The organism is Ensifer sp. NPDC090286, from assembly GCF_044769565.1.
Lineage (GTDB): Bacteria > Pseudomonadota > Alphaproteobacteria > Rhizobiales > Rhizobiaceae > Ensifer.
Window position 1 is genome coordinate 89,293 of the sequence record NZ_JBIVYF010000008.1, and the last position, 25,271, is coordinate 114,563.

A 25,271-nucleotide genomic window follows, 5' to 3' on the forward strand; every position below is an offset into this window, starting at 1 on the left:
ACAACCTCCCCGGACACCCCGCCCGGCTTGTTCAGTTACAGGTGTCGGTAGGTCTCCTGACTGACGGGTCTTGGCTCCCTCTCGGCCTTCCCGGACCATCGCCCAGTGGCATTTTCGAGAGAGGACTGGCCGCCTACAGTTGCGGGGGCAGTTTCGTTTCGCGGCGAGCCGCGGCGAATTCCCTGTTATTTCCTTTCGGAAACCGACGAGAACTCCCTACTCAACGAGCGAGTGGAGCGCAAGCATGAAAGCGGCGCTTTCGAAACCACCTGCCAAGAAAGGTAGAAATTCTTTCGAGTCTCGTAATTTCACTAAATATCACTCCCCTCAAATAGGGAGAACATTGCCGATTGTCGAAAACTATACACAAATGAATACTGTTTAAGTGATCCGTAATTCACACCATCTTCAGACTTACCCTTCAAGGCCAGTCTTCAGCCTGTCGAGAATGGTCACGGCATGGGCGGCATAGTCGCTGATCCAGCGGTCGTGAATGTGCTTGATCGGCAGCGCATTGAGATAGTTCCAGCGCTCGCGTCCTGCCCGCCTGACGATGATCAGCTCGGCGTCCTCCAGCACCTTCAGATGCTGCATCACGGTGCAGCGATCCATGTCTGAAAAGGCCGCACAGAGCATGCCCGTGGCCTGCGCCTCGCCCTTGAGACGATCGAGCATCGCCCGCCTGCGCGGGTGAGCCAATGCCTTGAAAACCAGATCGTCTTCCTGCTTGCTTGACATGTTATGTTTTTACAACATATTGAAACTGGACGCAACGGAGACGGCGCCGATGAGACCGGTTTGCGAGCTTTCGCGAGCACTCCAACCGAGCCTGATGGCTGGACGCAGTCGATCGGAGTTCAGCCTTCCGCCGACACGTCCAAGCAAACCGCCCAAAAGGGAGATGATTGAGAATGCTGCCTAAAATCGTTTCAATGGATGAGTGGCAAGCCGCACTCGAACAACAGATTGCCAGGGAGAAGGCACTCACCCGCGCACGCGATGGAGTGAGTGCCGAGCGCCGGCGCTTGCCGATGGTCAGGATCGACAAGGACTATTCGTTCGAGGGGCCCGAAGGCACGGTAAGCCTCGCCGACCTCTTCGACGGACGGCGGCAACTGATCGTCTATCACTTCATGTTCGCGCCCGGATGGAAGGCGGGCTGCGATGGCTGCTCCTGGGTCGTGGACGCGATGACCCATCCGGCCCATCTCAACGCACGCGATACGTCCATCGTGCTGATTTCGCGCGCGCCGCTGGAGACGCTGCAGAAATACCAGGCCCGGATGCAGTGGCAGCACCCGGTCTGGTACTCGTCCACGGCGAGCGACTTCAACCACGACATGGGAGCCACGGTCGCCGATCCGGATGACCCGACAAGGACCAGCGAGCGCCATGGCGTCAGCGTCTTCCTCAGGGACGGCGATCATATCTACCGCACCTATTTCAACGGTGCGCGTGGCGTCGAGTATCTCGGCAGCATGTGGACCTATCTGGATCTGACGCCCTACGGTCGCCAGGAAACATGGGAAGCCTCTCCCGCGGGATGGCCGCAGACAGAACCATATGTCTGGAACCGGCGGCACGACGAATACGGGACCGAACCGGCCTTCTGATTTTCTGCGGCGGCGAGCATGGAATTGTCGAGCCGCCGTTCCTACGTCTTGTCTGGCCGATCGCCAGACCTGCGTCATTGTCGCGCCCCCGAACAGGGATCGCGGCAATAGTGAAGGGATGCTGCCGGCCCGGCAGGGAGCGCTGAATGTGGGGATGGATCGCGCTTCTAAGAGGCGCGCCGATGGGGGCGGCAATCGATGGGAAACGAGACGCAAAACCGCAAGGACGGTCCGCCACCGAGCGGCAAGAGGTTTTGGCGGCGACGCGGCGTTCGGATTGCATCGGCCACGTTGGCCGCCCTGTTTCTCCTGGTGGTCGCGCCGCTTGCCGTCATTCTCTACCCAACGCTGAAGACCTATCCCCGCAGCGACTTTCCGGCCGCAGCCTCGCAACTGGAACGCAACAGACAGGACCTTGCCCATCTGCGGCGCCTGATCGAGGTTGACCGAAGCTTCTCGCCAGCCGCCCAGGCAGCGTTTACGGGCTCCCTTGATGCGATCGAACAACGGGCCGGCGATCTCGACCGCGCCGGTCTGGCGATGGCGGCTGCAAAGGCGGTCGCGCTCGCCGACAATGGGCACACCAGTGTCGTCGGGCTTGTCGGCGGTCACAGTTTCAATGCGGTTCCGATCCGCCTCGGCTGGTTTGCCGAAGACCTGTTCGTGATCGCAGCGACAGCCGAGCAATCGCACCTTCTGGGCGGAGAGATCCTTGAGGTGAATGGACGGGCGACGGAGGCTTTTGTCGATGCGCTGCGGCCCCATTTCGGCGGACCCGCCAATCTCGCCAGGGAATTCGTCCCGAATGTCGCAATTTCGCCGGAACTGCTCCATGCCACCGGCCTTGCCGAAAGCCCGCGTGAAAGCGCCTATCTCATCCGCCTTAAGGATGGAAACGTCGCGCAAATCCCTCTTCTTGCCACGCCCGGCGCGCCGGAACCGTTAACCGCCCATGTCTGGCCACGACGCGATTTCAGTCCCCTGTCGCAGACGGGTCGCGACGCCGGGTGGCGGCACGTGCTTACGACGTCACGCTGCCGGCCTATCTCACGCGCCCCGACGCCAATTATTGGCACCACTATCCCTTGCCCGATGTGCTCTATGTCCAGATCAACCGCATCAGGGATGCCACGCCGGAGGGCCTGTCGCAGGGGCTCGCCAAGGTGCTGGATGAAGCGGAGAAAAAACCCATACGCAATGCAGTCGTCGATCTCAGGTTCAACAATGGCGGCAACTACGAATTGACCGCCGATTTCTCGCAAAGGCTCCCGGCCATCCTGCCGCCTGACGGACGACTGTTCGTGCTGACCAGCGCAAACACGTTTTCGGCGGCGATCAGCACGGCGGCGCGCCTGAGGCATTTCGGCGGCACGCGCACGGTGCTTGTCGGCGAGCCGATGGGAGACCGGCTGCAGTTCTGGGGTGAAGGCGGCCGCACGGTTTTGCCGAACTCGAATATCACTATCCGCTATTCGACGGCCTATCACAACTGGGAGCACGGATGCAGCCTGTCGGAGATCAGGACCTGTTTCCTCCTGAATTACGCCTATGACGTTCCGGCAGGCCCGCTTCAGCCGGACATCCCGCGCTCGACGAGCTTTGCCGACTATGCCGCCGGCACCGACCCTGCAATGGCCGCAGTCATGCAGGTCCTCATGGTGGGCAATGCCGATTGAGGTGCCGCTTGTGGGGAAGCAAGCCGGGCCCGCGGATTCGCGCTGCGGCGACGCTTTACATTTTTTCGCCCGGCAGCTCGCTGGCTTGTTTGACCCAGTCCAGGAACTGAGCCTCGTCGAGTTCGTCGGCCTCATAGATGTCGAGATAGCGCACATCCGGCTGTTTCGACGTGCCGGGCGGCATGGGGCTGAACTGCGCGCCGCGGAAGAAAGCGACCTTCACGTATTTCGTCATGCAGTGAAAGCCGAGAAACCAGACATCCTTTTCCATGCCATAAAAGGGAGAGTTCCATTTGACCGCCTTTTCGACACCGGGAACGGCCTCAACGATCAGCCGGTCAAGACGTTTGCCCAGATCGCTTTTCCATCCCGGCATCGCAGCGATGTATTGCTGTATCGGGGCGTCTCCATAGCCCTTGGCGATCTGCGGGTTGCCGCCGGTCAGAAGGACGACGCCATCGGCCGACTTTGTCGGCGGCGTCTTGCGTCCGCTCGTTGCCCTTGGCGCAGCGGAAGAAGCTTTCAATGCGTTCTTTCCGACTTTCTTCTCAGACATGCGCGGACCTCGACTGTTCCGTCAGTTCGTCGCGGGTCGGATCCTGCGACACGGTCACGGAGCCCATACCCGAATGGCTATGCACGACACATAGCCATCCAGCTATGCATTGGTCAAGTATGAACCTCCAGCTTCAGCTGCGTTGCGGACTGCAACTCGATCCGCAAGCCGCTTCGCCAAGTATTGGCAATCGGCACGGCATCTCTCCATCGCCGTAGGGTCATGGCATGCAGACGGTCGGGATCCCTGCGATCCCGGACATGTGCAGCAGCGGCTCGTAAAGAGCCACCATTCGGGATCTCGAGCGTGCTCTCCATCAACACCTTGACCGCCGGACACCACCTTGATGCCGTCATTCTCAGAATGCTGAAAGAACGGATTGCCGTTGCAACGGCGAACGCGCGCCGACCGGTCGAAGCGCCGGACAAGCTCGTCGACCACCTTCTCGACCAGCACCGCCTCAGCCTGCACTTCCTGAGCCTGCACGTGTTGACGGCCGCATCGCCTCGCCGCGAAGCCCTGCTTCTCGCCATCGATCGACCGGTCTCCCGCAAACACCTCCGACGGCTTCAGGGCATCGTCGGAGGTATCATCGAAAACGGCGTCCGCGACGGCCACTTCAAGGCACAGGATCATCATCTGTCTGCCGATCTTTTCACGGCGCAAACGAAGCCGATCTGGGATCCCATAGCCATCGTCGCGCGCCTGCAGGGATCCGAATGCTACAGCCCCTATGAGCATGCCCGAATGGCCGTAGACCGCCTGGGCTGAAAAAGACGGCTTCCGCCCACACGGCTGCGGTTGCAGTCGTGTCCGCGCGTTCGCGCTCCACCAGCACAACGCCTGCCCGATCCCGAAGCTCTCCGATTAGAACCGGCACAACCGTTCCGGCAAACCGGACGCCATCTTTTGGGCGGCGCTTGCTGCCTGCCCTCGTCGATCTGCAGCGTCGGCCGATGGCCAGAGCCCGTTCCCTGCCGCCCGCATGCGCCACTCCAGCAAGGTGCCAAGGCTAGACGATTCGCGTTGCCGCGGAGCCAAAAGCGAACGCCGCCAGTCGCAGGGATGGACTGGCGGCGTTGACCACTTGGAGATCGCCTTCTTCTCAAGGCAGCGTTTTTCTAACACCGCACGATTCAAAGTCAATACATAAAAATAAGAATCTCAATTGAGATTATAGTCACCATAAAAGCAAACTCCTCACCAACGGAATTCAGCGTGGCGAAACGCTAATATGTAGCAATTTTGCAATATGAATCGATCATGCTGTAAATTTGAATTGAGATTCTAAATTTTATGAATTCACTTTCGGGAAAATCGTGATACCCGATTGCATGCGCTGGCCAGCCGAAGATCGGATGGCGCCAACAACCACAGCGCGAAGCAAGTAGGTCGCGGATCCACATCGATGGGGTGATGCGGCCGTCTTGCCTGTTCGAACAATGAGAGGGATTTTCCCATGACGATGAAAAGCATACTTTTGGGATCGGCTGCCGCGATCGCGGCGACGTCCAGCGTCCAGGCGGCAGACGCAATCATCGCGGCCGAACCGGAGCCGACGGAATATGTCCGTGTCTGCGACGCATTCGGCACCGGCTTCTTCTACATTCCCGGAACCGAAACCTGCTTGCGTATCGGCGGTTATGTACGCTTCCAGACGAACTTCGGTCCGCGCGAAAGCGCTGGTCGCTGGGAAGGCAAGCAGTCGACTTCAGACTGGGATGCTTTTGCCCGCGCGCAGCTGATCCTCGAGGCGAAGAACGATACGGAATACGGCGCGCTCACCAGCTACATCGCCATGCAGGCCGATACCGACAACGACGCCCACAACAACTTCAAGCTCGACGAAGCCTACATCCAGCTCGCGGGCTTGCGTGCTGGTCACTTCGCCAGCTGGTGGGACAAGGGTCTGAACGGCGAAACCGACATCAGCGGTAACGACACGACCGTCTTCAACTCGATCTCCTACACCTATGACGCCGGGGCGTTCCAGGCAGGTATCGCCATCGACGAGCTCGAAGGCCTAACCTCCAAGAACAACGGCGTTGGCGTCGAAGGCATCGTTTCGGTCTCGCTCGGCGGCGCATCCTTCGACCTGCTCGGCGGTTACGACACCGAGGTGAAGCAGGGCGCCATCCGCGGCCTGGTGTCGGCGGATCTCGGCCCGGGCGTGCTTCAGGGCTTTGCCGTCTGGTCGTCGGACCCGAACTCCTACTGGTCCACGTCCAAGTGGAGCGTTGCGGCCTCCTATCGCCTCAACGTCACTGACAGGCTGGCGATCACGCCCGGCGCTCAGTATTTCGGCGATCTGCGCCGGAACGTTCTCTTCAACGCGGCCTGGAGAGGCGCTGCATCGCCCAACGAAAGCTTTGGCAACGGCAATGCCTGGAAGGTCGGCGTCACTGCAGACTACAAGATCACCGAAGGTCTTGATGTCCGTACAACCGTAAATTACGTCAAGGTCGACTACAACGACACCTTCAAGGGCAGCAAGTCCAAGAACGACGACTACGTGTCGGGCTTCGTCCGCCTGCAGCGTAGCTTCTAACGGAAGAGAGTAAACAAAGACAATATGCCCGCAATCTGTATCGGTTGTGGGCATATTTTCGTGGACCTTTCAGCAAGACTTCCTGTGTTTGGCCCGTTCACTCGATCCGAAACCACGCCACCGGGATAGTCCTCCTCCCATCTCGCAATCGGAATCCATCGATACAGTTTGGCGCAATACATCCGACAGCGATTGATTTGCTGCTGCTGAACCATGTAAAGCTTATCGAACGCCTTACGGAAATCGGGTCCCGGATGCCAAAGTTCAACTATCTCTCTCCCGCCTTGCAGAGCGAAGATGCCGCCTTGATGCAAAGTGCATCCTTGAGTGGCATCGAGGCGAAGATCCACGTTGACCTTTGGAACGCCATCATCGACCGCAAGCTGAAGCCAGGGGTCAAGCTGGAAGAGCTCGTGATGTGTGACATCTACGGGATCAGCCGCACGGTCATGCGCAAGGTTCTGATGATCATGGAACAGGATGGGCTGGTGTTCCTGCCGCCCAACAAGGGCGCCTACGTCGCATCCCCATCGCTGCAATCGGCTTTCGAGATGCTTGAAATGAGCGAGGCGCTGCAGACATTCGTCGTCCAGAAAATCGCGGCGAACCACGCATCCATCACCGCCTCCCAGTTCGACCGGATCGCGCAACACGCCAAGGCGGAAGAGAAGGCCGAGGCAGGCCATGATTTCCGGCTTCTGCGCCGGTACGACATCGAGTTTGGAAGCCTGCTTTGCCTGGTTCATGGCAACGGGACGCTTGCCCGAGAATGGGAACGAAACGCCTCCTGCCTCGCGCTCGCACTTTCGCTTCACCAGAGCGTGCAACCGGCAGGCAGGCAATCGGATTACTCCAGGCAGATCCTCGCCCGCCTGACAGATGGAGATGCGGCAGGCGCACTTGCCCTTGTCCGCGAGCGGATAGGCCAACTGAAAGCCTCGCTGGACACCCAGTCCGATGGCGAGAATGTGAACCTGCGCGAGATCCTGGGCCTGAATTGAGGCCCATGGGGCGAACGCGGCGACCCCCGTTCGTATCCGCGACCGCTTCGTGCCATTTGCTCCGATCCTGAATTCTATAATCCTGACTACATAAAATCTGCGCATCCGCTTGTTTCCCGCGCAGGGCTTTTTATATAAATCTCACTACATAAATCACGACGGGCGGACATCATGGCGATCCGCGGACGACCGCGAAGTTTTGACTGCGATCACGCGCTTCGCCTGATCATGGAAGTGTTCTGGTCGAAGGGCTATGAGGCGACCCAGCTCAACGATCTGACTGCCGCGCTCGGGATCACGCCTCCGAGCTTTTATGCCGCGTTCGGCTCCAAGGACGCAGCCTTTCGCGAGGCGGTCGATCTTTATGTCGAAACCGTCGGTTCGGGCACCCGGCGCGCACTCGATGCCGGCAAGACCGCCCGCGAGGCGATCGCTGCGATGCTATCGGCCAGCATCGACGCGGCACTCGGCGCGCCGCAATCGGGGGGCTGCCTGCTGATCCTCGGCGTGGTCAATTGCCAGACCGACTCCCTGCCGCTGCGCGACCTTCTCAGACAGGTTCGCAAGGAGACCGAAAACCATATTCTTGTCCGGCTGCGGCGCGGCGTCGCCGAGGGTGATCTGCGGCCATCGGCCGACGTTCAGGCTTTGGCCAGGTACTACGCCACGATCATGCAGGGCCTCTCGATGCAGGCGCGCGACGGCGCCACAAGGGACGAATTGCAGGCCCTCATCGCCCCATCGATGGTCGCGCTCTCATAACGGACGACCCTAAGGCGCGCACCCCACAAACAATCCTGAAAGAGAAAACCATGAAGGATCAAAACATCGTCACCATTCACACCCATGCGACAGCAACAGGCCAGGTCGTCGTGCCTGCCGTACTCAAGGACGATGTCGATCAATTCCACTACGCCCCGGCGCGGCGCGCCGGAGACTTTGTTTTTCTGTCGGGCATTGTCGCCTGCAACCGGCAGCCGACGCCGATGGATGCCGAGCAGTTCCGCACCGAACTGCGCCATGTGTTCACGCTCATGGAGCAACTGTTGGAAGCGTCTCAGGCGGGTCTTGGCGATGTTGTGGAATTGCAGATGTTCCATGTGTTCGGCAGCGATCGGCTGGCGCTCGACAAGGGCGGGCAACTCGCCACGATCGCCGAGGTCCGGGACGATTTTTTCCCGGCGCCCTACCCGGCATGTGTCGAACTGGCCGTCGCGGAACTGAACCCGGAGGGCGGCTTGGTGGAAATCAAGGCGACCGCCTTTGCCCCGCTTTCACGCGGAGGCTCGGCCTAGCATCGGCAGGAACCGAATAGCGGAAGAGCGGGAGCGCCCGCGACATAGGCACCCCAAGGTGCGTACTTGTAAGGCGGCCCCTGCGCCCGATACGCCTGCAGCAAAGCCCTGGAGTTTCACTTTCCAGGTCACCCGCTGTTTGAGGATGATATCGATGAAGGCAATGGTTCTCTGCTCCAGCCCGCGACGCGACGGAAACTCGGCGACAATGGCGAATGCCGTCGCCGAAGGCCTGCTCGAGGCGGGCCACGAAGTCGAGACGGTGCTGGCCGACGACATCCTGTCGGGGCTGCTTCGAGACTGTCGCCAGTGTCGCATGCCCGATGGCGCGCGCGGGATCGACGATGGTTTCCGGCGGGCGTTCTTCGGTTCCTACCTACCCGCTGACGGTTTCATCGCCGCAAGCCCGATCTACTGGTATGGCGTCTCTGCGCAGTTGAAGGCGTTCTTCGATCGAATGTTCTGCTACGTCGCTGCGTCGTATCCGCAATCGGCGTCCGTGGTCGCGCAGATGACCGGAAAACGGATCGGCCTCGTCCTCAGCTCGGAAGAGACCTACCCCACGGTTTCGTCCGGTCCGCAGCATCAGTTCCAGGAATTCAGCCGCTACACGCGCTCGACCTTCGTTGGCGTGGTGCACGGCCATGGCAACGCACGCAGCGACATACACCGCGATCCGAGCGACCCGATCGGGCGGGCGCGCCACTTCGGTCGGACCTTCTTCAGCGCTCACACCTCCGACTACCAGATCGACACGCCGCGATCGGGCCGCGTCTGGGCATGAGCCGCCTTCGCGGCGCGCAATATCCTTCCGCTAAGGCAAGCGAATCTTGCGCCGCCTGGCTGCCTTTGCCTCGCTCGCGGCCGTATCGTATTTTTCCCTGAAACGGTCCAGCTCCGGAAAGTTCCGCTCCGCCCATCGGTCGAGGCTGATCAGCGTCTCGCTGAGAGACAGGCCGACGGCGCTCAGGCTGTATTCCACATGCGGCGGGTTCGTCTGCTGATCGTGACGCTGCACCAACCCGTTGCGCTCGAGGTCCTTCAGCGTCTGGGTCAGCATCTTCTGCGAAATGCCCTCGACCTTGCGCAGCAACGGGCCATTGCGCATCGGACCCGCCGCAAGCGCAGACATGATGAGGATCGCCCATTTCGTCGATATTAGTTCAAGCGCGTGCCGGGCCGAGCAGGAAGCGTCGAACACGTCGGGATTGCTCGCAGACGGAGCGCCGGCTTGCTGGGGCAGTTTCATCATCACCTCAAGGACATGCCGTTGCGGCGGCTGCTTTTCACGCCTCACAGGTAGTGCGCGCGATTGCGGCTCACAAGTTGCGAGCCGCAAAGCCGAAGGCAGGACAGCGTCCGGAGTTATGCCCAGGGCGCACCGGCCGCCCATTCCGCCCGAATGGCCTCGATGAAAAGGCGGACTTTTGGAGAAACATGCTTTCGCGTTGGATAGACGACGCAAACCGGCGGCTCGTCGCGCTCGAATTCTTCGAGTAGGGGCACAAGCCTGCCTTCCCTGATGTCGCGGCCCACCAGGAATGCGCCCAGTTGCGCAAGCCCCATTCCGGCGAGACAAGCATCGCGAATGGCTTCGGTGTTTCCGAGACGCAAGTTTCCCTGAACACCGACGTCCCGGTCTTCGCCGCCCACCTTGTAGTGCCACGGCACCGGTCCGCTTGCGTGCTTGAAGCCGATCCTGTCGTGGCGCGTCAGCTCGTCAATCGTGCGCGGCGTTCCGCGTTGCTGCAAATAGCCAGGCGCGGCGCAGGTTATGAGCCGATGCGAGGCCAGGACCCGCCGCACGAGGCGACTGTCCGTCGGCCCGCCGATACGAACGGCAACGTCGATGCCGTCGCCGACGATGTCGCGATACTCATCCGAAAACGAGACCTCTGCGTCCACCTCGGGCCAGCGGTTCAGGAAGCGCTGGAGAACGGGCAGAATATGCAGCCTGCCGAGGGCGATCGGCACGTCGATGCGAAGGCGCCCTGTTGGCGCCTGGTGCCGTTGTGCCAAGGCGGACTCCGCGTCGTCCACTTCCGACAGGATCCTGATCGCATGCTCGTAGAAGAGCCGGCCCTCCTCGGTGAGGCTGACGCTGCGCGTTGTCCTATGAATGAGCCGCGTCGTCATATTGTCTTCAAGACGCGCGACGCATTTGCCGACCGCCGAACGGGAAAGACCGAGCCGCTCGGCCGCCAGGGTGAAGCTCTGGTCGTCGGCGACACGAACAAAGGCGCGCACATCGCCGAGATGGTCCAGCATCGCAAGATCCTATTGGGGACAAATCGTCCCTTTTGTTTCCATGGAATGACAGTTTATCCAATTTTCGGAAACAGTAAACAATGCCTCGGGCCCGGCAACGGGACATGGGATAGGCGCGGCGCGACATCGCGGCCTGCCCCCGAATGAAAGAGGCAAGCGAATGAAACTCCAGGAAGAAACCGAAGGTCTGCAATCAAAGGGACGCCCGAAGAGGGAAAGTTGGCTGCCGGTCTATGCCGCCGGCCTGGCGACCTTCTGCGTCGTGACGACCGAGATGCTGCCCGTCGGATTGATGACGCCGATCGCACACGACCTTCAAACGTCGATGGGGACTGCCGGCCTGACGCTCTCGCTGCCGGCACTGCTTGCCGCACTCTTTGCGCCGACCGTCGTGCTCGTGGCCGGCAGGATCGACAGAAGGCGCATCCTGACCACGCTTCTGCTGCTGCTCGTTGCTGCGAACATCGTTTCGGCGCTCGCCAACACCATCGGCTTGCTTCTGGCGGCGCGCATCCTTGTCGGCTTTTGCATGGGCGGCATCTGGGCCGTTGCCGGCGGCCTTGCGCCACGGCTGGTGCCGGGCCGGTCCGTTGGCGTCGCGACGGCAATCATCTTCGGTGGCGTTGCGGCAGCGTCGGTTCTTGGCGTTCCGGTCGGAGCCATGATCGGTGATGCGGCGGGCTGGCGCTTCGCGTTTGCCGCGATGGCGGTCTTTTGTGGGATCGTGCTCTTGGTCAATCTCTGCGCATTGCCTCCTCTGCCTGTCCATCAGTCCGTCCGGCTCGGCCAGTTCAGCAATCAGCTCTCGAACCGCCGAATCCAACTTGGCCTGGCCATCACGTTCCTGTTCGTTGCAGGGCATTTCATGGCCTACACCTTCATACGTCCGCTTCTGGAAGTTGTTTCAGGCATCGGCACAGAATGGGTCGGGCTCATGCTGTTTGCCTATGGAGCAGCCGGGATCGGCGGAAACTTTGTTGCCGGCCCTGTCGCCGCCAGGCGCACCGGCGCGACCTTGCTGTGCATTGCCGCTGCCCTTGCCGCCGTCCTCTTCGGTTTTGCCCTCTTCGGACACTCGCCACTTGGCGGTGCGGTCGTCTTCATCTTGTGGGGCATCGCCTATGGTGGCGTCTCGGTCGCCTTGCAAACCTGGATGATGAAGTCGGCACCCTCCGACGTCGAAGTCGCAACGGCGCTGTTCGTCGCGATCTTCAACATCGCCATTGCCGTCGGATCCTTTGCCGGAGGGCGCATTGTCGATCAGTTCGATCTCGGCACCAACCTGCTCCTGGCGGGCATCCTGCCGTCCCTCGGGATTCTGCTTGTGTTGAAAGCGCAACGTCTAGCCACTGGCCAAGGCTGATGGACCATCGGAGTCGTGGCGAGCGGATCGCATTCTTTCCGCCGGGCGGATCGGGGCGGCTGTCGCCCCGTCCAGCGGGTCGACGATCTCTCGAAGAAATTCCTACTCCAGCTACGGGGAGAGAGCAGCAAAATCATCCCACAATAATATATAAAACACATAGACTATATGTGTAATGATCGAGATTTCTCGCGCATGATGCTGGCAACACGTGAGCCGGGCCCGCTCCGCCCGCGACGGATGACAACGCTGGCCAAGCCCAGATTTCGACGGAGGATCCCATGTCCAGTTCCATTTTCAGCCAGGCGTACCGCCGCCGCAATGTGCTGAAAACGCTCGCCGCTGCCGGCGCCCTGCCCTTCGTCACGCCGCTTGCCTCCTCGACGGCGCTTGCATCCGGTACCAAATATGCCGGCCGCACGGTCAATCTCCTGATCATCCAGCCGCATGTCGTGACGGGCAAGAAGATCGCCGAGGATTTCGAGAGGCTGACCGGAGCCAAGGTCAACGTCACGGCGGTGCCCTACGACCAGGTCAGCGTCAAGGCGACGCTGGACGTGCAGTCGGGCGCCAACCAGTTCGACGTCATCGACTATTTCTATACCTACAAAGGGCAGTTGGCCGACGATGGCGTGATCGAGGACGTCACCGATCTCATCGAGCGTGACAAGGCGGAGATCCAGCCGGAAGACTTCATCCAGACCATCTACGACCAGTACACGCTGCATGACGGCCGCCGTTATGGGTTGCCCTATGACGGTGACAGCCATCTGCTGTTCTATAACCGCGAGCTGTTTGACCGCTACGGCCTGAAGGCGCCGGCCACCTGGGACGAATACAACGAGAACGCCCGGGTGATTACCGAGGCGGAATCGAAGAACGGGATCTATGGTGCGGCGGTTCTGGGCGCGAAGATCCCGGTCATCATTCTGTCCACCTATGCCAACCGGCTCACCGGCTTCGGCGGCAACTTCCTGAAAGCGGACGGCACCTCGGCGCTCGACAGCACTGAGGCTGTCGAGGCCCTGAAGTCGCTGCTTGCGTCGGCGCCCCACGCGCTGCCGACCCCAGTCGAAACCCGCTTCGAAGAGGGGCTGCCCGCCTTTCTCAACGGCAAGGCAGCGCAGATCGACTTCTGGACCGATCTCGGCGGCTATGCGCAGGATCCCAAGGGCTCGAAAATCGTGGACAAGTGGGGCGTGGCGCGCATTCCCGTCGGCGGCAGCAACAAGACACCCCGCCTCGCCTTCAATGCCGGCTTTGGCTTTGCGATCACCAGCGGATCGAAGAGCAAGGATGTCGCCTGGGACCTGATCAAGTTTGCGACCGGCAAGGACTACCACCAGGAGCTTCTGGCGCTCACCGGCTCGGGCATCGACCCGGACCGCCAATCGGGGCTGAAATCGCAGAAGTTCAAGGACTTCCAGCCGCTGGTGCAACCGCTGCTCGATGATGGCGCATTGGAAAACAGCCTGGCCTGGCCAACCGCCGTCTACGCGCCGAAACTCGAAAATGCACTGACCGACGAACTGGCCCTGGCGCTCGCCGGCACCAAAAGCGCGGAACAGGCGATCGCCGACGCCCACCAGGCCTGGACCGAAATCATCGAGACCAACGGCTGATTGCTTGCGGGGTGGCGCTTCCTCCCGGCGCCGCCCCGCCACTTTCTTTCAACGAGGCAAAAGACCATGAGTGCAAGATCCTTGCCGAAGCGCAGGCTCGGCCGAACCGATTTCGACATCACGCCCGTTGGCTTCGGCGCCTGGGCCATCGGTGGCCCCGATTGGGGGTGGGGATGGGGAAGCCAGGACGATACCCGGTCGATCGCCGCCATTCGTCATGCGGTCGAGCGCGGCATCAACTGGATCGACACGGCACCCGTCTATGGCCTCGGCCATTCCGAACAGATCGTGCGCGAGGCGCTCTCGACCATCCCGCGATCCGAACGTCCGTTGATCTTCACCAAGGCCGGGCTGATCTGGGACCCGGACAACCGCAACGCCCTTCCGGCTCGCGTCGGCAATGCCCGGTCCATTCGCCGCGAGTTGGAGGCTTCCCTGAAGCGGCTCGGCGTCGATACCATCGACCTCTACCAGGTGCACTGGCCTACCAATGACGGCACGCCGGTCGAGGACTACTGGGCGACGTTTGCCGAATTGAAGAAAGAGGGCAAGGTTAGGGCCATCGGGCTTTCGAACCACGATCGGGCGCTTCTCGAGCGCGCGGCAACGGTCGCGCCCGTCGATGTCGTGCAACCGCCCTTTTCGGCGATCAAGCGCCAGTTCGCCAGAGCAGAGCTGCCCTGGGTGCAGGCGCATGGCAGCGGCGTCATCGCCTACAGCCCGCTGCAATCGGGCCTGCTCACCGGCGCCTTTACGCCGGCGCGCGCCCGGGCCCTTCCGCAGGACGACTGGCGATCGCGCGACGAGGAATTTTCAGGCGAAGCGCTTCACCGGAACCTCGCCTTTACCGAAGGCTTGAGGCCGATTGCCGCGCGCCACGAAACGACCGTTGCTGCGATCGCTGCCGCCTGGGCGATTTCCTGGCCCGGCGTTACCGGGGCCATCATCGGCGCGCGCGAACCGCTGCAGATCGATGGCTGGATCGATGCGGCAACCCTGGAGCTCACCCCTCGTGATCTCGATGATATCGAGGACATGTTGCTCGCGACCCGGGCCGGCAGCGGGCCGACGCGCCCGGATCTGGCCGAGGCCGCATGACCGCCTTTGCCGTCGAGGTGCTGGAACCCGCCGGTGCGGCAGGTGTCGCCGCGCGCAGCCGCGCCCTTCGGGCGCGTCTCGGTCGGCTCGCCTGGATCGCGCCGGTCCTCGTCGCGCTGGTCGTCACGACGCTCTACCCGACCGTCTTTCTGCTGGCGCTTGCCTTCAGCAAGAGCACGCTCGGAAAGCCGTTCCGCGGCTTCGTCGGCATCAAGCACTTTGCAACGGCGCTTCAGGATCCGATCTTCCTTGCAGCCATCGGCAGAAGCGTCGCCTATGCACTTGCCACCTCGCTGGTGCAGCTTGCCCTCGGCTTCCTGATCGCGCTGCTTTTTACGTCCCTGTTGAAGGCCGGCCGCTTCCTGATGAGCCTCGTGCTGTTGCCGCTGATGACCCCACCGGTCATGGTCGGCATCGCCTGGAAGCTGATCTTCGCGCCGGCAGGCGGGCTCTTGAACGGCACCCTGATCACCTATGGCGTGATCTCCGAGCCGATTTCCATTCTCGGCCACCCGACGCTCGCTTGGCTGGCAATCGGCGTCGCCGATCTCTGGCAATGGACGCCCTTCATCGTCATTCTCTGCTTTGCGGCCCTTTCCACGGTGCCTGAGAGCGTTCACGAGGCGGCCATGGTGGACGGGGCCAATGGCTGGCAGCGTTTCTGGCACATCACCCTGCCGCTGGTCGCCGCACCGCTTTCGTCGATCTATCTGCTGAAGCTCATTTTATCGTTCAAGCTCTTCGACCTCGTCTACATCCTGACCTTCGGCGGGCCCGGCTTTGCGACGACATCGGCCGGCTTTGCCATCTATCGGCGGGCAATCGAACAGTTCGACGTCGGCCGCGCCGCAGCCGAGACGATGATCTACGCGCTGGTCATCGGACTTGTGACCTTGCCCGTCGTGCGACTGCACCAGCACTTCGAAAGACGAGAACTATGAAGCCCGCCGCGCGACATCTGTGGCTCGGGCTTGCGGCAGCTCCCGTCGTCAGCTTCTTTGCCCTGCCCTTCCTTTATCTCATCGCGGTTTCCTTGAAGACGAAGGACGACGTGCTCAACGGCCGCTTCTGGCCGACGGCGCCGACGCTCGCCAACTGGCCGGCGGCCTTCGAAGCGGCCAACATCCTCGGCTTCATTCTGAATTCCGTGGTCGTGTCGCTCGTCTCGGGCCTGGTCACCATCGCACTGGCGCTGCCGTCGGCCTATGCCGTCCTGCGGCTGAAGATCGGTGGCAAGTGGCTGTCGAACGTTACGCTCTCGAGCTACATGGCCCCGCCGATCGTGGCGCTGATCCCGCTGTTTTTCCTGCTGAAGACAACCGGACTGCTCGATACGCGCGCCGGGCTTGTTCTCATCTACGGCTTCGCCAACGTACCCGTCGCCTTCTGGTTGCTGATGCCGTTCCTGCGTCGCATGCCGATCGAAATCGAGCAGGCAGCGGCGATGGACGGTGCCGGTCCGTTTCGCACGCTGCTGCAGATCGTCGTGCCGATCATCGCGCCGGGGATCGTCGCAACCTTCATCATCGTCACGGTCTTGTCCTACAACGAGTTCCTGTTTGCTTCCGCCTTCACCTTCTCCGACGCCACGCGGACCTTGCCGGTCGGCATCTCGCTCTTCCAGGGCGACCGGCTGGTGAATTTCGGCCAGATGGCAGCCGCTTCCCTGGCGGGCATAGCACCGGTCTATCTGGTCGCGCTGTTCATGCAACGCTACCTCGTGAGCGGGCTTGCCCATGGCGGCGTGAAGTAGGGAGCGCCGACGGCGAGCTATCGCGCAATGGGAGGCTTGAGCGCCTGCTCGGCCCCGGCTTTCCGCTTCTTGTCAGTCCATTGAGGCGGCGCGCCGTATTTGGCTGCGATCGCGCCGACCAGGCCCGGCGCCCGGCCGAAGGCATCGCATGCGGCATATTTGGGTTTGCCACCCAACCAGGACTGCACGCGCTGCCGGGTCGGAAGCGCGATATCCAATGCCTTCGGTTCCTTGCCGGAAATCAGCACCTGCGAAAATTCGTTGGCGAATTTCGTCGCAAAGCCATAGGCGTCGCCGACTTCGGAAACACGGGGCTTGTCGAAGATCGAATTCGCGCCCCGCGCCCAAAGCATCGCAGCGCTTTGCGCGCCACCGGCATCGACAGCTTCGGCCTCGACGGCCAGGCCCCCGAGGCCTACAGGCAATCGCGGCACGCTGACGGGGAGCACGAACCCGGTGCCAACGGTCACGGCCGTCGAGACCCCTGCGAGCGCCTTGTCTGTCGGAACAATATCGGCGACCACGGAGCGAACCGTCAGATCAGCAGGCTGATCGGCGGAAACCATCTGATACCTGTCGCTGAGCGCGACGCAGAGCGCCCGGTCGAGAGCGTTCGAGACCAGATCGCGATCGGCACCGGACTTGATTTTGGAGGCGGCGGCAAAGGAAAACATCGTCGGCGCGATGCGGATGGTTCTTACGCCGGCCAGGCGTTGTCCGTCGACGTAGAGGCGTTTCTTCGCCACCATGCCTTTCGACGGGCCGAGCTTGCTATAGGAGGTCAGCGTCCCCGCCTCCTTCAGCGGAACCGATTGGCATCCGGCCAGGGCCACCGAGAGTAGTCCCGCCAGACCCACCGCGCGGGGAAGGACGAGTGATGAAGAAAGCCTGTTAAGAGATTGAATCAAATATTGTTTTAGCACGTTCCATGATCTCCGTTGGCATGCAACGGCGACCTTGGGGATGGACAATTGCTACAGAATTACAAGCTGGTTCGAGCTGTCACCGGGAAATGCTGTCGTGACGAAAGGCCCGGGCGCAAGGGTGACGCTGACACAGTGTGGAAGCCTGTCGCCGATCAGAGGTGGACGGCAACCTTGGTTCCGTCCGTTGAACTCGTGAGGCTGACGCGGCCCCCGTGGTTGGAAACCACCTGCTTCACAAGGCTCAAACCAAGACCCGCGCCCGTTTCTTTGGGAGAAACCCTGTAAAACGGCTCAAAGACGAGTTCCTGATGCTCGGCAGGTATGCCGGGTCCTTCGTCGGAAACCTCGACGCGCCCATCGCTTGAGACGGAGACGGCAATCAGGCCGGCATTGCCGCCGTGATCGATGGCATTTCGGACGAGGTTGGTGACCGCGCGCAAGACGGCAGGCGGGTTGCCCTTTCGCGTAAGCGTCTCCACGTCACTGTGGAATGACACCTGATAACCTCCCGCGATCGCCAGCGGGGCGAGATCGGCGACGGCCGATCGCGCGATGTCGACCAGATCCATCGGCTCATCCAGAACGAGCGCCTGGTCGTTGCGCTCGAAATCCAGAAGCTGCTCCGCCGTTTCTGCGAGCCGGGCAACGTCGTCCATCAGGCGCGTTCGCTCCCGGCCCACCGCCATGCCGTCGATGCGCGTCTGCATGATGGCAATGGGGGTTCGCAGTTCGTGGGCCGCATCGACCAGAAAGCGCCGTCGCTTCCTGGCCTCGTCTTCGAGGCGCTCGAGTGCGCCGTTAAAGGCGACCAGAACCGGGGCGACCTCATTCGGGATACCCGCGAGCGGCAGGCGCGTCCCGTGGCGGCGCGGATCGATCCGCGATGCTTCGTCGGCAACCTCGCTCACCGTCGCCAGCGCGCGACCGACGATATGGGGAACAGCAAGAAAAATCGCCGGAAGCGCACTGGCGATCAAAGACAGGTAGATCGGATAGGCCTTCGCCAAGAGAGCCAGGGCACCCCAGCCCTTGTCCGCCACGCCGCCAAACAGGATCCGCACTTCGCCGGCCGGTGTCTTCGCGTTTTCGATCGTCGCAATCTCGCGGGTGGTTGCGGCTCCCCTGATATCGGCTTCGTCGAACAGGTGGATTACCTGGGGCAGTGCGGCATAGGCGGGCGGAATAGACCCATAGGAGGCGAAGGCACCACTGGTGGTGGCGACCACGAACCACAAGGCGCTGTTTTGTGCCTTGAGCGCCGCCAGGTCGTCGGTCTCGGAAAGCTGCATTGCACCATCGCTGCCCCGGCCTACGGCACCGGACACGACCGCGACGACCGTCCCTTCCATCGCCGTGTTCGGCGACATGATCGTGGTTGCCCAGATGCAGAGCCCAATGATCACCGAGGCGACGACGGCGATGATCACGAGGCTCAACTGCCAGCTGAGCCGCCACCAGAGCGATGGATTGCGTCTTGCCTCCTGGCCCATCATCACTCTTCCTTCAGGAGGTAGCCGACCCCACGGATGTTGTGGATCGAGACGCCGGCGCCAGCATCAGCCAGCCGCTTGCGCAGCCTCGAAATGTGGGCGTCGATCGCGTTCGACTGGATCTCTTCTTCGTAGTTGTAGACGGCAGCTTCGAGCGTCGAGCGAAGAACGGTTTTGTCCCTGCGCCTGGCAAGCGCCTGGAGCACGAAGAGTTCGCGCCTCGGGACGTCGAGCTTCACGTCATCGACGGTCACTGTGAGGTTCAGCGGGTCGAGCGCCATGCGCCCGACCTTGATCTCAAGCTCAGCGAGTGCCGCGGGACGGCGCAACACGGCACGCAGGCGTGCCATCAGTTCCTCGACGAGAAAGGGCTTGCCGAGATAGTCGTCCGCCCCGATGTCGAGGCCTTCAACCCGCTCCATCGGCTCGTTGCGCGCCGTCAAGACGATGATCGGCGCATCCTGGCCAATGCGCCGCAATTGCGGGATGAAGCTGAGCCCTTCGCCGTCGGGCAAACGGCGGTCGAGAAGAATAGCGCCGTAGTCGTTCTGACGGGCAAGCTCGGCTGCGTCGGCGAGATGGGTCGTATGGTCGATGACGATGCCATATTTGCTGAGCGCCACAGCCAGCGCCGCCGCCAGTTCCCTCTCGTCTTCGATCAGCAATATCCGCATCGGCACCCCATGGCTTCGGCCTTCCGAATCTGCCGCAAGAATTACAGCAGCATTACGGAAACCACGGGGCGGCCGAGCGTAACATTGCTGCAATTGTTGGGACCTAGCAAACGCGGCGAGCCGCCCTCGCAACATAGGGGCCCGGCCTTCAACGAACCGGAAAGGAACAGGGAGCATGATGGCGTCAAAAGCGGAGTGCGCTTCCGGAACGGAATTGCAAACTGTCGATCAGCGCAATGCGTATGGGGCCGCCCAATGACCCGGAGACCCCTGCTGCGCTTCCTCCTGCGCTCGATCTTGTCGGCGCTTTTCCTCGCCGCCTTCCTGGCGGGCCCGGCGATTATTCTGATCCTCACATCCAATCGAATTGCGATGTAGCGCGCCGTGGATCAGATCCCCGACGGCCATCTGACCGAACTCGCCAATTAGAACGTCGCCGCACGAATTGAGGTCGGCGGCCATCGCTCGAATTGCTTCGGGCTCGTTCACGACTCTTGGCTGGTATCTTCGCCGGACGCGGGTGCTCGAGCATTTTTGGCTTCCATCGCCGCTTCGATCTGCTTGATGACCTTGACGGCCTCCTGGAGGATCGCCCGCATCTCGTCGTCGTAGAGATGCACCGGCATGCCGCCGGCGCGGATGACGTCCATCGTTTCGGCTGACTCCACGATGCGATCGGGCTGCCCCAGCAGCTCCCAACCTTCCTTGATCGTGACATAAGCCCGGGAGACAAGGCGGAGCTTTTCGCCCTCCGTCAGCATGTGAACATCGCGCGCGGCGCGGGTCAGTTCGGCAATGACGTCTTTCGTGCTTTTCATGAGACACCTTGGCGATGCAAGTACCGCGGTGCAACCAACTCATCCATTCATAGTAACTAATGTATGGATTGCGGAAAACAAGAGCCAACACCCTCACGCGACCGTTCTGGCATGGGCAAGCCGAGGCGCTGAAATCCGGTGGCGTCCCAAAAATGCGTCACCGGGAAACACGTCCAATCGCATCAACCGCTTCTTAATCCTTTGTTGACCATAATCTCCGTTGAAGAGCCGAGCCGCCGGTCGCTACCGCCGGTGGATTGTACCTCGTTTGAATCGGAAGCCGCTGTGTCTGAGTATCCTGTAACTGCGTATCCAGAACCTGCCTCGCCTGCCGTCGTCAGAGGCGTCAAGCGTATCGCCCGGTGGGCCGCACGAGCGGCCGCAGTCACCGCCCTTGCAGCGTCCGCCATGGCGTTCAGCAGCACTGCGGCGTCGGCAGAAGTCCGCTCGCTTAAGCTGTTCTTCACGCACACCGGCGAGCGCGCGACGATCACCTTCAAACGGGACGGCAAATACGACCAGAAGGGGCTGGCGCAGATCAACCGTTTCCTGCGCGACTGGCGCAGGAACGAGCCTGCCCGCATGGACCCACGTCTCCTCGATCTCGTCTGGGAGGTCTATCAGCGCGCCGGTGGCAAGGACTACATCAACGTCGTCTCGGCCTACCGTTCGCCGGCCACCAACAGCATGCTGCGCGGCCGCTCGCGCAGCACCGGGGTCGCCAAGAACAGCCAGCACATGCTGGGTAAGGCGATGGATTTCTATATCCCGGGCGTGAAGCTTACCCGGCTGCGGGAAATCGCCATGCAGATGCAGGTCGGCGGCGTGGGCTACTACCCCACGTCAGGATCACCCTTCGTGCATCTCGACGTCGGAAATGTGCGCGCGTGGCCGCGGATGTCGCGCCAGGAACTGGCCCGCGTCTTCCCAAACGGAAAGACCCTCCATCTTCCCGCCAGCGGCGGGGCTTTGCCAGGTTATGACCAGGCGATGGCCGACTACAAGCGACGGGTCAAGGCAACTTCGATCGTCGCTGCAAACAGCGCCGGTCCGGCAAAAGTCAAAGGCAGAGAAACCTCCGACAACACGCTGTTGACCGCGATGCTTCCGACCCGCAAGAGCCGCGGAGAAGAAGCCCTCGAGCTTCAAACCATGCGGAAGGAAGCTGCCGAAAAGTCGCCGTTCTTCGACCTTGCGGCGATCAGCGTCCCGCTGCCGACGCTGCGCGCCACGGCGACCGCCGCGACCGTTACGCCCACCCCCACGCCCGAGCGCGCGCTTCCCACGAACGTCTCGGCTTTCGTTCCCTCCTCGTCGTTCAAGGTCGCGCTTGGCGTGGGCATGATGCGCCATCCGGCTGCAGGCGAAAGCAGCCTCACCGGCCCGTCGCCAGCAAAAGCCGAATGGACAATTCGCGACGCCGCGCTTTTCAAATGGGCACTGGCGCCGGCCAAGGAGCTTGAGCGACTGGCCCTTCCGGCGAACCTGGAGCTTTCGGTGGCAAGCGCCGACGATACGCCGCGCGTTCCGAAACGCGCGTCCCCGGCGGGCAAGGAAGACAAGAGCTTCAACAAGGAGCGCTTCTGGTCGGACGGCTGATACCGGACCGATTGTCAGCGCTCAAGGCTCGATGGTCGGGTCCGCCGTACCACCAAGCCTGCGCCACACCGGCAGACGATCCGATGATCACGCCGCTGTTCTTCGCCTGAGCAGGCGCGACCCCGCACCCGCCATTGCCGCGCCTATCGCGGCCGCTCGGGAAAACGTGCCCGAACGGCCGTGTTTCCTCAGCGACCGCGACCGCCGCCACCACGCCCGCCACCGCCACCGCGGAAGGCAGCTCCGCCGCCGCGACCACCACCTCCGTGGAAGCCGCCGCGGTTGCCACCCTGGAAACCGCCGCCGCTGTAGCCGCCGCCGCCACGGTCAAAGCTCTGGAAGTTCCGGCCGGACTCCTGATAGAGCCGCCCATAATTGCGGCTGAGTTCGTTCTGATTGCCGAATTGTCGCCCGGCACGATCGAAGGACAGATGATCCGGTGCCCGTTGGCGAACCTGCGGGCTGCGCCGCGGTGTCGTTCTCGTCTCGGCCCGGTTCTGGATACGCTGTGCGGCTTGGGGCCGGTTGGATATCGCGCCTTGGGCGGCATTGCGCAGGTTTTCCCCGTTCGGACGCTGAACCGGTTGCCAGCCATCCGGTGTGTGCTTCTGCCATTGGCCGTCCTGACGGCGATAGACGCTGCCATCGCGGCCGGCATAGACGTCGCCGCCCTTGCTGCCGACGATGAAGCCCTTGTCGCCTTCCGAATTTCGCCAGCGCAAGCCGCCGGCGCTCCCGGTCGATCCGCCGCTGATGCGCGCAAACTCACCGCCGTGCTTGACGGCTACACTGCCCCACGAGCCGTAGACATTCTGCCCGCCCCGCGCGACCATCGCGTTGCCCGTGCGTGGATTGTAGGCAGAAATAAAACCGCGCTCGCCGCCGGGGCCGGCCACCGCGCCGCCCCGGAACCGTGTGCCCGTGACAGGGTTATAGGCGGCGCCGAAGACCAGGCCCCTTTCCGGGCCATAGGCGTAGCCATAGCGCCCGAACGTACCGTAGGCCGGGTTGTATGAGGCGCCGAACCCGTAGCTGATCGGCGGCGGATAATAGGGCCAATCGTCGTCGTAATAGTCCCAATAGGGAGGATAATACCAGCCCGAGCCCCAGACGACGGTGTCCCAGGCAAGGTAGGTATAGAGATAGCCGAGCGTGTAGCCGTACCAGATGGCATCCGGCTCCGTGTCGTAGATGCGGACATAGGTCGCGTTATAGACCGGAGACGACGATGGGATCGTGTAGATCTCATCGGCAACGGCGCGGGCAACGGCAAAGGGCCCGGTCGGCGTATCGCCGACGAACCAGATACCGTCTTTCAGAACGAAGTACTTGTCCGCAACCTTGATGACTTGCTCGTTGGCGTTGACGGCATAGAACATCGACGTGCCTTCGATCGGCTCGAACTTCGGCTCGCCATTGTAGTGCACATCCACCTTCAGCGTTCCATCGGTCGAAACCCGAGCGAGCTTCGGAATGCTCGCCCGCAGACGCGCCATTGCGCTTTCGGACGTGCCGGGGATCGACGCGCGCACGGCCGAGTAGGAGGCGTCGTCGGGCAGGTTCACGAAATCATCGGGCAGGTCAGGCGTGGCAAAGGTCCAGGGACCTTCGAGCGACGTGGATGAAAACCACCGTCCGGACAGAAGCGTGTACCACGTCTTGCTGGTCCGATGGAAAAACACCGAGCTGCTCGTGTTGGCTACCCAATCCAGCCCTGTACCCGCGATCGGTTCGAGGGCCGGTTTTCCCTCAAAGATCAGAAGCTCCGCAGGCTTCTCCGAATAGAAGACCTTCGGAAGTTGATTATCGCTGAAGGGCGTGGGCGGAAGGGCGGCCTTTACCCCTTTCCAGTTGTCGATCTCCGGCAGCTTGGAAAAGACGTCCGGCACCGCTGCCGCCGCAACCCAGCCGCTCTCCAGGGCCTTCGACGTCAGCCAGTTCTTTTCGCTCCGCAGATAATAGTCTGCCGACTGATCCACCTTGAAGAGATCCCAGTTCGTGTTGACCACGAAGGAGAGGCCTTCGACGCCCTTGACGGGAGCCGTCACCGGCTTGCCGTCCGTCTGCACCAGGATGGCCGGCGTTTCACTGACAAAGATCGGCGGCGGATCGGCCTTGATATCGGGGATATCGGCGAGGCGCTGGAAGTCCGCAAGGCTTGCCGCCAGGCGTTGCTGCGACACGACGATCGGATCGGTCGGGACAAGCTTGCCGATGTCGAGCGCAAGGTCCGCAAGCTGCTGCCGGTCCAGGGCGGAAAAATCGAGCCGCGTGGTGCGCACATCCGTCAGCGTGACGTTTTCCGTTGCCTCGTCGGCCACGGTCTTGGCCGAAAGCCCGATGATGCCATAGATCGGCTTGGCGTCGGCGGATGGTTTGAGCTCGGTGGCGACAAGGGCTTCGAGCTCCTTGAAATCCTTCCAGGACGTGATCTGCGGCTGGAAGAGCGTGATCGTCGCGCCCTTCTCGGTGGTGAACATCCTTGGCCAGGCCGGCGCGGTGGCATCGGACTGGTTGAGATACTTGCCGGCAACGAAGCCGTTTGCCCCGGCATAACTCACGGCGCACCAGGAGGCTTCTGCGTCGCATTCCTTGATGTCGATTTCCTCGCCCTGGGGGATCACGCGCATCGCGTCAAATCCGGTTCCCGGGCCCACCCTGAAGTTCACGTTTGCAGTCAGGATGGCAGGATCTGCAAAGGCTGAAGTTGAGAAGAACGAAGCGATCGTCAGGTACGCAAGAAGTCTACGCATGATCACATTCCCTTCCTGGGTGTCTAAGCTGTTCGAAATCCCTGCATGCCGGAGTGCCACTGAAAACGGGCCGTGACGACAAAGGCGTCCCGCGTTTTCAGCCGGTTAAAGTCGTACAATTTCAGGATCATTGCACATTCGGCGACAGGTGCAACCGCAAGACACGAAATCGCGGCGCGCACCTGCGGACCTCACGATCGTGGCTGCGTTTCCGCCAG

At 61.9% G+C, this 25,271-nt stretch carries 24 protein-coding genes and 1 riboswitch; of the genes, 15 read left to right on the plus strand and 9 right to left on the minus strand.

Annotation, left to right across the window (positions count from 1 at the left end):
* Positions 1-28: 28 nt before the first annotated feature.
* Positions 29-222, minus strand: a riboswitch (cobalamin riboswitch).
* Between the two features lie 192 nt (positions 223-414).
* Positions 415-738, minus strand: a complete 324-nt coding sequence (locus ACIQUG_RS31320) for an ArsR/SmtB family transcription factor (RefSeq protein ID WP_402326152.1) — start codon at positions 736-738, stop codon at positions 415-417.
* 173 nt (positions 739-911) lie between these two features.
* Here ACIQUG_RS31320 and ACIQUG_RS31325 point away from each other — a divergent pair, with 173 nt between their 5' ends.
* The 3 genes from ACIQUG_RS31325 to ACIQUG_RS31335 all read left to right on the plus strand — a co-directional run bounded on the left by ACIQUG_RS31325 (position 912) and on the right by ACIQUG_RS31335 (position 3,289).
* Positions 912-1,613, plus strand: a complete 702-nt coding sequence (locus ACIQUG_RS31325) for a DUF899 domain-containing protein (protein WP_402326153.1) — start codon at positions 912-914, stop codon at positions 1,611-1,613.
* 198 nt (positions 1,614-1,811) lie between these two features.
* Positions 1,812-2,858, plus strand: a complete 1,047-nt coding sequence (locus tag ACIQUG_RS31330) for a hypothetical protein (protein ID WP_402326154.1) — start codon at positions 1,812-1,814, stop codon at positions 2,856-2,858.
* A 56-nt stretch (positions 2,859-2,914) separates the two neighbouring features.
* A complete protein-coding gene (locus ACIQUG_RS31335; protein WP_402326156.1) occupies positions 2,915-3,289 on the plus strand; it encodes a hypothetical protein in 375 nt (124 codons plus the stop codon).
* 55 nt (positions 3,290-3,344) lie between these two features.
* On the opposite strand, the gene ACIQUG_RS31340 is transcribed toward ACIQUG_RS31335, so the two are convergent.
* Positions 3,345-3,845, minus strand: a complete 501-nt coding sequence (locus ACIQUG_RS31340) for a DUF1801 domain-containing protein (protein WP_402326158.1) — start codon at positions 3,843-3,845, stop codon at positions 3,345-3,347.
* A gap of 306 nt (positions 3,846-4,151) precedes the next feature.
* Here ACIQUG_RS31340 and ACIQUG_RS31345 point away from each other — a divergent pair, with 306 nt between their 5' ends.
* The 6 genes from ACIQUG_RS31345 (at position 4,152) to ACIQUG_RS31370 (ending at position 9,473) form a co-directional block, all read left to right on the plus strand.
* Positions 4,152-4,616: a hypothetical protein gene (locus tag ACIQUG_RS31345; RefSeq protein WP_402326159.1), complete on the plus strand. Its 465-nt coding sequence runs from the start codon at positions 4,152-4,154 to the stop codon at positions 4,614-4,616.
* A gap of 688 nt (positions 4,617-5,304) precedes the next feature.
* A complete protein-coding gene (locus tag ACIQUG_RS31350) occupies positions 5,305-6,393 on the plus strand; it encodes a porin (RefSeq protein WP_402326160.1) in 1,089 nt (362 codons plus the stop codon).
* 197 nt (positions 6,394-6,590) lie between these two features.
* A complete protein-coding gene (locus ACIQUG_RS31355; RefSeq protein ID WP_402326162.1) occupies positions 6,591-7,394 on the plus strand; it encodes a GntR family transcriptional regulator in 804 nt (267 codons plus the stop codon).
* 171 nt (positions 7,395-7,565) lie between these two features.
* Positions 7,566-8,156, plus strand: coding sequence for a TetR/AcrR family transcriptional regulator (locus ACIQUG_RS31360; protein WP_402326163.1), 591 nt, complete (start codon positions 7,566-7,568; stop codon positions 8,154-8,156).
* 50 nt (positions 8,157-8,206) lie between these two features.
* On the plus strand, positions 8,207-8,689 hold the full coding sequence (locus tag ACIQUG_RS31365) for a Rid family hydrolase (RefSeq protein WP_402326164.1): 483 nt from the start codon (positions 8,207-8,209) through the stop codon (positions 8,687-8,689).
* Between the two features lie 154 nt (positions 8,690-8,843).
* A complete protein-coding gene (locus ACIQUG_RS31370) occupies positions 8,844-9,473 on the plus strand; it encodes a flavodoxin family protein (protein ID WP_402326165.1) in 630 nt (209 codons plus the stop codon).
* A 30-nt stretch (positions 9,474-9,503) separates the two neighbouring features.
* Here the strand turns inward: ACIQUG_RS31370 and ACIQUG_RS31375 are convergent, their stop codons facing one another.
* Together ACIQUG_RS31375 and ACIQUG_RS31380 are read right to left on the minus strand one after the other, a co-directional pair.
* Positions 9,504-9,938, minus strand: coding sequence for a winged helix-turn-helix transcriptional regulator (locus tag ACIQUG_RS31375; RefSeq protein WP_402326167.1), 435 nt, complete (start codon positions 9,936-9,938; stop codon positions 9,504-9,506).
* Positions 9,939-10,054: 116 nt separating this feature from the next.
* Entirely contained in the window at positions 10,055-10,957 is a 903-nt protein-coding gene (locus ACIQUG_RS31380; RefSeq protein ID WP_402326168.1) for a LysR family transcriptional regulator, read from the minus strand.
* Positions 10,958-11,117: 160 nt separating this feature from the next.
* Here ACIQUG_RS31380 and ACIQUG_RS31385 point away from each other — a divergent pair, with 160 nt between their 5' ends.
* The 5 genes from ACIQUG_RS31385 to ACIQUG_RS31405 all read left to right on the plus strand — a co-directional run bounded on the left by ACIQUG_RS31385 (position 11,118) and on the right by ACIQUG_RS31405 (position 16,793).
* Positions 11,118-12,320, plus strand: a complete 1,203-nt coding sequence (locus tag ACIQUG_RS31385) for an MFS transporter (protein WP_402326169.1) — start codon at positions 11,118-11,120, stop codon at positions 12,318-12,320.
* Between the two features lie 281 nt (positions 12,321-12,601).
* The gene (locus ACIQUG_RS31390) at positions 12,602-13,942 is read left to right on the plus strand and encodes an ABC transporter substrate-binding protein (RefSeq protein ID WP_402326170.1); all 1,341 of its coding nucleotides are present in this window, start codon (positions 12,602-12,604) and stop codon (positions 13,940-13,942) included.
* 66 nt (positions 13,943-14,008) lie between these two features.
* Positions 14,009-15,040, plus strand: a complete 1,032-nt coding sequence (locus ACIQUG_RS31395; protein WP_402326171.1) for an aldo/keto reductase — start codon at positions 14,009-14,011, stop codon at positions 15,038-15,040.
* Positions 15,037-15,981, plus strand: coding sequence for a carbohydrate ABC transporter permease (locus ACIQUG_RS31400; protein ID WP_402326172.1), 945 nt, complete (start codon positions 15,037-15,039; stop codon positions 15,979-15,981). Before ACIQUG_RS31395 ends, ACIQUG_RS31400 begins: the two co-directional genes overlap by 4 nt.
* Positions 15,978-16,793, plus strand: coding sequence for a carbohydrate ABC transporter permease (locus ACIQUG_RS31405; RefSeq protein WP_402326174.1), 816 nt, complete (start codon positions 15,978-15,980; stop codon positions 16,791-16,793). Before ACIQUG_RS31400 ends, ACIQUG_RS31405 begins: the two co-directional genes overlap by 4 nt.
* A 17-nt stretch (positions 16,794-16,810) precedes the next feature.
* Here ACIQUG_RS31405 and ACIQUG_RS31410 read toward each other — a convergent pair whose 3' ends face one another.
* The 4 genes from ACIQUG_RS31410 to ACIQUG_RS31425 form a co-directional block, all read right to left on the minus strand.
* The gene (locus tag ACIQUG_RS31410) at positions 16,811-17,650 is read right to left on the minus strand and encodes a DUF3313 domain-containing protein (protein ID WP_402326246.1); all 840 of its coding nucleotides are present in this window, start codon (positions 17,648-17,650) and stop codon (positions 16,811-16,813) included.
* Between the two features lie 221 nt (positions 17,651-17,871).
* Positions 17,872-19,212 (minus strand): sensor histidine kinase, encoded by a 1,341-nt coding sequence (locus ACIQUG_RS31415; protein ID WP_402326175.1) that lies wholly within the window; start codon positions 19,210-19,212, stop codon positions 17,872-17,874.
* A complete protein-coding gene (locus ACIQUG_RS31420; RefSeq protein WP_043612112.1) occupies positions 19,212-19,883 on the minus strand; it encodes a response regulator transcription factor in 672 nt (223 codons plus the stop codon). Before ACIQUG_RS31420 ends, ACIQUG_RS31415 begins: the two co-directional genes overlap by 1 nt.
* A gap of 485 nt (positions 19,884-20,368) precedes the next feature.
* Complete coding sequence (locus ACIQUG_RS31425; protein ID WP_402326177.1) at positions 20,369-20,701, minus strand: hypothetical protein; 333 nt, start codon at positions 20,699-20,701, stop codon at positions 20,369-20,371.
* Between the two features lie 408 nt (positions 20,702-21,109).
* Here ACIQUG_RS31425 and ACIQUG_RS31430 point away from each other — a divergent pair, with 408 nt between their 5' ends.
* Positions 21,110-22,300 carry a DUF882 domain-containing protein gene (locus ACIQUG_RS31430; RefSeq protein ID WP_402326178.1) on the plus strand — a complete coding sequence of 397 codons (1,191 nt, stop codon included), beginning with the start codon at positions 21,110-21,112 and terminating at the stop codon, positions 22,298-22,300.
* A gap of 188 nt (positions 22,301-22,488) precedes the next feature.
* Here the strand turns inward: ACIQUG_RS31430 and ACIQUG_RS31435 are convergent, their stop codons facing one another.
* A complete protein-coding gene (locus ACIQUG_RS31435) occupies positions 22,489-25,053 on the minus strand; it encodes an SH3 domain-containing protein (RefSeq protein WP_402326179.1) in 2,565 nt (854 codons plus the stop codon).
* Positions 25,054-25,271: the final 218 nt, after the last annotated feature.